This window comes from Belnapia mucosa (genome assembly GCF_016775475.1).
Taxonomy (GTDB): Bacteria; Pseudomonadota; Alphaproteobacteria; order Acetobacterales; family Acetobacteraceae; genus Belnapia; species Belnapia mucosa.
Genome location: NZ_JAEUXJ010000024.1, coordinates 43,457 through 49,554, shown reverse-complemented (window position 1 = coordinate 49,554; position 6,098 = coordinate 43,457). Strand labels below are relative to the sequence as shown.

Here is a 6,098-nt window from a genome sequence, read left to right as displayed (position 1 = left end):
GCAGCACGCGGGAGATATCCCTTGGCCGGGTCAGTTCTCGATGAAAACCCCGGGTCAGTTCTCAGCGAAACTCAACAGGCCGACATCGCCGAGCTGAAGCAGCAGTGGCGCGAGCTCTGCGGCACCGAGCCGCCGCCCTACAACAGGAAGTTCCTGGAGAGCCGGCTCGCCTACCGCATCCAGGAACTGGCCTATGGCGGCCTGAAGCCGGAGACCGTCGCCCGGCTCGAGGCCCTGGGGGATCAGTTGGACGGCGGCAATGTCGTCCTCCGCCGCATCCGCGCCGGCGAGGACCGGCCGATCGCCGGCACGCGGCTCGTGCGTGAATACCAGGGCATCCAGCACACCGTCACTGTGCTGACGGACGGCTTCGAATACGAGGGCCGGCCCTACCGCTCCCTCTCTGCCATTGCCCGGCACATCACCGGCACGCGCTGGAACGGCTGGAGCTTCTTCGGGCTGCGCAGCCGAGGTGATGCATGAGCAAGCGCAAGGCCGCCACCACAGTCGAGACCGCCATGCCGGCCACCACCAAGAAGCTCCGCTGCGCCGTCTACACCCGGAAGTCGACTGAGGAGGGGCTGGAGCAGGAGTTCAACAGCCTCGATGCCCAGCGCGACGCCTGCGAGGCCTACATCGCCAGCCAACGCGCCGAGGGCTGGGTGTTGGTGCCGGAGCGCTACGATGACGGCGGCGTCTCCGGTGGTACCCTGGAGCGGCCGGCGCTGCAGCACCTACTGCGTGACATCGAGCGCGGCTTGGTGGACGTGATTGTCGTCTACAAGCTCGATCGACTGTCTCGGTCACTGATGCACTTCGCTAAGCTGGTGGAGGTGTTCGACACCCACAGCGTCACTTTTATTTCAATAACGCAAAGCTTTAACACGACAACCAGCATGGGCCGGCTGACGCTCAACATCCTGCTCAGCTTCGCTCAGTATGAGCGCGAGTTGATCAGGGAGCGGGTGCAGGACAAGGTCGCCGCCTCCAAAGCTCGTGGCATGTGGATGGGAGGACCGGTGCCGCTAGGCTACGAGGTGCGCGACCGCAAGCTGGTGGTGAACGAGGCCGAGGCAGCGTGGACACGGCGGGTCTTCGAGCTCTTCGCCGACACTGGCTCCGGCGTGGAGACTGTCCGGCGGCTGTGCGCAGAGGGCGTGCTGACCAAGACCGGCCGGCCCTTCGACAAGGGGGCGCTCTACCGGCTGCTGAACAACCGGACCTACCTCGGCGAGGTCATGCACAAGGGCAAGGTCTACCCGGGCGAGCACCGGGCCGTCGTGCCGCGGGCGCTGTGGGACCGGGTCCATGCCGTCCTGCAGGAAAGCCCGCGAGTCCGCGCCAACCAGAATCGTCGGCAGACCCCGGCGCTGCTGCGAGGCCTGATCTTCGGGTCGGACGGGCGCGCCATGTCGCCCACTCACACGCGGCGGCATGGGCGACTCTACCGCTACTACGTCAGCCAGGCCGTGCTGAAAGGGGAGACCAGCGACTGCCCGGTCCGACGCCTGCCCGCGGCCGAGATCGAGACGGCGGTCATCGATCAGGTCCGGGCACTGTTGCGCCAGCCAGAGGTGGTGGTCGGCACCTGGCGGGCGGCGCGGGCCGAGGCGCCGGACCTGACCGAGGCGGAGACCCTGGCTACTCTGGAGCGGCTGGACCCGCTGTGGGACGAGCTGTTCCCGGCCGAGCAGGCCCGCATCGTCCGGCTACTGGTGGAGCGGGTCGAGGTCAGCCCCGCCGGCGCCGACATCCGGCTGCGGCTGGAGGGGCTGGCCAGCCTGGTGCGGGACCTCGGCGGCATCGGCATCGAAACCCGGCGGGCGGCATGACGACGGCGACCAGCATCACGGTCCGAGTCCCGCTGACGATCCGCAGCCGCGGCGGGCGGAAGCTGGTCGTCACGCCAGACGGCAGTACATCTGAGCCCGCACCGGCGCGCACCCGAGCCGACCCGGCTCTTGTGAAGGCACTGGCACGGGCACATCGGTGGAAGCGGCTGCTGGAAAGCGACCGCTACGGCTCCCTCGCCGAGTTGGCCAGGGTCGAGAGGATCGACCGATCCTATCTCGGCAAGATGCTACGGCTGACGCTGCTGGCGCCGGATATCGTCGAGGCACTTCTTGATGGGCGGCAGCCTCCGGAGCTGGCTCTGGCGGCACTATCGACACCTCTCCCGAGCAGGTGGGATAAGCAGCGTCTCGCGCTCGCAGGTGCAGCTTTCCCGCCTGTCGCACGATCCAGTCGCATAGCGAATTAGCACCAGACCGCTTGAGTCTGTGGAGTCCACCTTAATTTAAGCCGAATACAGAGGGCAGGCAGAGCCGATATTTCGAGCTGTGAAACTCTATGTTACTGGAATTGTGCAGCGCAGCATACAACATGATCGGCGAGGTTGGGGAGGAACATTAGGAGCCTTCTCCATGCCCATCCTGACCACCTTGCTTGCTGTACTGATTGTCGTTGGTGTCAGACTGACCCTCGAACAGTCCAGATATTTCCAGAACCACGCGAAAGATCTACCACCAATGCCGCTCGGCCTCTGAGGCTCACGGCACCAACCGAGACCGCTCGCCCGGCCTCGGCCCACTCGGCAGACGTGACCTCTGCGCCTCTGCCCGCGCCAGCGGCACCGGGATCGCACTCATCCCGACATTGAGGATCACCACCCCGGCTGGACCGACCTGGTCCAGCAGGTGGTGACGGCCGCTCAGCGCCTCCGAACACAGGAAGTCAATGAACGTAGTTCCTTCTACCATCTCCCCCCAGCCACATCCGATCAGTTCGGTCACGACCCCGCGTCCGGTGACCATCGCGCTACAGGGCGGCGGCGCGCTCGGGGCCTTTTCATGGGGCGTGCTCGACCGCCTGCTGGACGAGCCGCGGCTGCGGATCGCGGTTGCCAGCGGCGCCAGTGCCGGGGCGATGAATGCGGCCATGCTCGTCCAGGGCCTCGCCAACGGCGGCCCCGCCGAGGCCAAGCACCTGCTCGAGGCGCTCTGGCGCCGCGTTGCCGTCGCTGCTGGCTCGCCCGACCTCGACAGCGCAGCCTGGCTCCGCCCCTTCTTCGGGATGTTCTCCCCTGTGGCCGACGCACTGCGGCATGCCGCCAAGGATCTGCCGCCATCGCGGCTCGCCCCGATGGGTCGCAACCCGCTGCGGGGCGTCCTCAATGGGCTGCTCGACCCGTCCGTCTTCGGGACGGAGGGAGCGCCGACCCTGGTCGTCTCGGCGACGCGGGTGCGCACCGGCGAGGCGCGGCTGTTCTGGGATGCCGAGGTCTCGGCCGATGTGCTGCTCGCCTCGGCCTGCCTGCCGCAGATCTTTCCGCCGGTGGAGATCGAAGGCGAGGCGTACTGGGATGGTGGCTACGCCAGCAATCCGCCGCTGCGGCCACTGATTGAGGCCGGGGCACCGGCGGATGTCATTCTTGTTCCCACCGCGCCGATGGAGCGCCCCGAGCCACCGCAGGGTGCCGCCGACATCCGCGAGAGGTCGGCCGAGATCGCCTTCGGCACGGCTCTGCGGCTGGAGTTACGCTCGCTCGCCATGGCGCAGCGGCTGCTGGCCGATTTGCCCGAGCCGCCGCCGCCGGGGACCGGGCTGGCGCGGCTGCGCGAGGCCCGGCTGCACGTGATCGCCGCTGAGGAGGCGCTCCGTGCCCTGCCGAGCGGCAGTGCGCTGGACACTCGCTGGGACTTCCTGCGGCGGCTGCGCGACCTTGGACGCAGCACCGCGGAGCGCTGGCTCGACGATAATCTCGACACTATTGGAATGCGCCCCACGCTCGATCTTGCCCGGTTCGCCAGGCCAGCAGTCGAGATCCGCACCGAGGAAGACTGATTCGCTGTGTGACGTGCTGTTCCGGCCAAGCAGGCTGGCATCGTCTGGCTGCTGGTCGAGCGGGTTGAGGTCAGTCCCGCCGGCGCCGACATACGGCTGCGGTTGGAGGGGCTGGCCAGCCTGGTGCGCGACCTCGGCGCCATCGGCACTGAGAGCCGGAGGGCCGCATGACCACGGCCACCAGCATCACTGTCCGTGTCCCACTGACCATCCGACGCCGCGGCGGGCGGAAGCTGGCGGTCACGCCGGACGGCACCGGGCCCCGCGCCGCGGCGGCGCGCACGCGCGCCGACCCGGCCCTGGTGAAGGCGTTGGCGCGGGCGCATCGGTGGAAGCGGCTGCTGGAGAGCGGCCGCTACACCTCCCCGCTGCAACGACGCGTAGCTACGGTTCACCCGTCGCTGATGCATGGCAAGCGAGGTGCGGGAATCGGACGCGCTGATCGAGGCGGTGCGCCGAATCGGCGGCAACACCGAATAGAAGGCCGCCCGACGGCCAGCACAGGCGCGAAATCCAACCCGTGTTTAGCGAAAGCCGTAGGAATTTCTGAGCGCGGCCGCGACCTCCACATCTCCAAAAAAGAAGCGGTCGGCCAGCTCAGCCTCGCTCGCCTGGGCACCGTCGTCGCGCGACATGCCGATCCATGCTCTGGCCTGCCACGACCCGATCGCGGCCAGGTGTTCGACCTCTGGCCTGTGCTGCGCGAGTGCATAGGACCGCCATTCGGGCGATCTGTCGAGGATGCACAGGCAGTTGTGCCCAAGCTCGTCGTAGACGATCCCCGCCGCCTCGGTGGGATGGACCTCGCCCAGATTGCGCTCGTTCAGCAGCGCCCTGTAATCCTTCACGCCGGAGATCAGGCTCCGCTCAAGCTGCCACAGCTGCTGGAGTTCGAGCTTCGCGGACTCGACGAGGAACCGCCGGTGCTCTCCGGTCGAGGTCGCCACGAAGCGGTGTAGCGCCAGTGCTTCGAGCTGGTCGAGCGATAGCAGGAGGTGACGGTCGGGGGACGACACCATCTGGGAGAAGTCAAACTCGTCGCCCAAGTACCTCTGGAGGGCATGCTTCGTCTCGCCGGCCCGCTTCATTTGCGGGTGCAGTACCATCAGCGCCTTGAACACGCGCCTGACGCCGTTCGCGTAGAGGAGCACGCACTTGCGCGCGGGATCGGCGCTGAAGTGCGTAAGGCCGAGCGCGATCAGCCTTCCGATTACGGCGTCGGTCGGGGCGCCGCCCCCGTTCGTTCCGCCCAGCCAGTGCGGCGTCCACGGCAGGTAGGCGTGCGCCTCGCTCAGCCCAATCAGGTAATGGAGTGCATGCGAGACGAAGGCGTCGTTCGCTGCGCGCGGCTCGTCCGGGAAGATGCGGTGCAAGACCTGGAACGGACTGGGCGTGCTCAATTCTACTAGGCGCGCGGTGCCGGCTTTGATCATGGGCCAGGGCAGCGGCACCGGGAACACGCCCTCGACGATCTCGGCGGCGTCGGCGGACCTAATTCTGCGGAGCTCGGCGTCGCCGCCGCGGGTCGCCCGCAGGGCTCGGTGGTTGGCGATCGTCTGCTGCTCCTTTGCGCGCAGGCGCCGGTCCACCAGGCTTCTGAACTCCTCCATGCGGCCGAGCTGGAACTCCTTATCGAACACCTTGTCCAGCAAGCGCACAACCCGGCGCTTCTGGAAGAACCAAGACTGCAACGGGCCGAGGAGGGCCCTAATCTCGTCGAAGTCGCGCAGCAGGTTTTCCCGCTCGACGCGGAGCACGGGAGCCTCCAAGCTCTCCTCGCGGTCGTAGATCTCGATGGCATGGCCGTCGCACAACACGACTAGTGCGGCGTTGACGGCCGGATGGATGGCGTACTGCACGGCTTGCCACAGCTGGTCGTACTTGAAGCGGCCGTTCGTCACCTTCGGCCTCTTGGCCTCGATGACCCAGAAGTCCTCCTCCCAAAGCGTGATCGTGTAGTCCGCGGAGAGCCCCTTTTCCAAAATCCGGAGTGACTTCTCGCGCGTGGTCGAGAACATGCTCTCCTTGGCGTAGCCCATGACACGCAGGATGGGGGTGATGATCTCCTCGCGGACATCCGCTTCGGACCACTCGTCGAGCCGGCTAAGGCCCATGATCCGCTCCAACTCGGCCTGCGCGCCGGTGGACAGCGGTTCGAGCGCCTTCGCTTGGAGTAGCAGGTCCGCCTCACTCAGCGAGCCGGTAAGGGGGTCCGTGAGGCCGTTGCCCATGTTTCCACCAATCCGCGACTACGA

General features: G+C 67.1%; 7 protein-coding genes. 5 read left to right on the top strand and 2 right to left on the bottom strand.

Going from position 1 to position 6,098, the window contains the following annotated elements; all coding sequences use genetic code 11:
* The first annotated feature begins 21 nt into the window (after positions 1-21).
* The 4 genes from JMJ55_RS27325 (at position 22) to JMJ55_RS31785 (ending at position 2,546) form a co-directional block, all read left to right on the top strand.
* Entirely contained in the window at positions 22-483 is a 462-nt protein-coding gene (locus JMJ55_RS27325; RefSeq protein ID WP_202828779.1) for a DUF2924 domain-containing protein, read from the top strand.
* A complete protein-coding gene (locus JMJ55_RS27320; protein WP_202828778.1) occupies positions 480-1,832 on the top strand; it encodes a recombinase family protein in 1,353 nt (450 codons plus the stop codon). The genes JMJ55_RS27325 and JMJ55_RS27320 overlap by 4 nt, the downstream gene beginning before the upstream one ends.
* Positions 1,829-2,260 carry a hypothetical protein gene (locus tag JMJ55_RS27315; RefSeq protein WP_202828777.1) on the top strand — a complete coding sequence of 144 codons (432 nt, stop codon included), beginning with the start codon at positions 1,829-1,831 and terminating at the stop codon, positions 2,258-2,260. Before JMJ55_RS27320 ends, JMJ55_RS27315 begins: the two co-directional genes overlap by 4 nt.
* A gap of 163 nt (positions 2,261-2,423) precedes the next feature.
* A complete protein-coding gene (locus JMJ55_RS31785) occupies positions 2,424-2,546 on the top strand; it encodes a hypothetical protein (protein ID WP_268885434.1) in 123 nt (40 codons plus the stop codon).
* Positions 2,547-2,549: 3 nt separating this feature from the next.
* On the opposite strand, the gene JMJ55_RS27310 is transcribed toward JMJ55_RS31785, so the two are convergent.
* Complete coding sequence (locus JMJ55_RS27310) at positions 2,550-2,792, bottom strand: hypothetical protein (protein ID WP_202828776.1); 243 nt, start codon at positions 2,790-2,792, stop codon at positions 2,550-2,552.
* A 13-nt stretch (positions 2,793-2,805) separates the two neighbouring features.
* Here JMJ55_RS27310 and JMJ55_RS27305 point away from each other — a divergent pair, with 13 nt between their 5' ends.
* Positions 2,806-3,843 carry a patatin-like phospholipase family protein gene (locus JMJ55_RS27305; protein ID WP_202828775.1) on the top strand — a complete coding sequence of 346 codons (1,038 nt, stop codon included), beginning with the start codon at positions 2,806-2,808 and terminating at the stop codon, positions 3,841-3,843.
* Between the two features lie 524 nt (positions 3,844-4,367).
* On the opposite strand, the gene JMJ55_RS27300 is transcribed toward JMJ55_RS27305, so the two are convergent.
* Positions 4,368-6,074 (bottom strand): type I restriction enzyme HsdR N-terminal domain-containing protein, encoded by a 1,707-nt coding sequence (locus JMJ55_RS27300; protein ID WP_202828774.1) that lies wholly within the window; start codon positions 6,072-6,074, stop codon positions 4,368-4,370.
* Positions 6,075-6,098: the final 24 nt, after the last annotated feature.

Bases quoted from the DNA above. Each gene is read 5' to 3' on its own strand.
- JMJ55_RS27320 (WP_202828778.1), top strand. From the start codon at position 480: ATGAGCAAGCGCAAGGCCGCCACCACAGTCGAGACCGCCATGCCGGCC.
- JMJ55_RS27315 (WP_202828777.1), top strand. From the start codon at position 1,829: ATGACGACGGCGACCAGCATCACGGTCCGAGTCCCGCTGACGATCCGC.
- JMJ55_RS31785 (WP_268885434.1), top strand. From the start codon at position 2,424: ATGCCCATCCTGACCACCTTGCTTGCTGTACTGATTGTCGTTGGTGTC.
- JMJ55_RS27300 (WP_202828774.1), bottom strand. From the start codon at position 6,074: ATGGGCAACGGCCTCACGGACCCCCTTACCGGCTCGCTGAGTGAGGCG.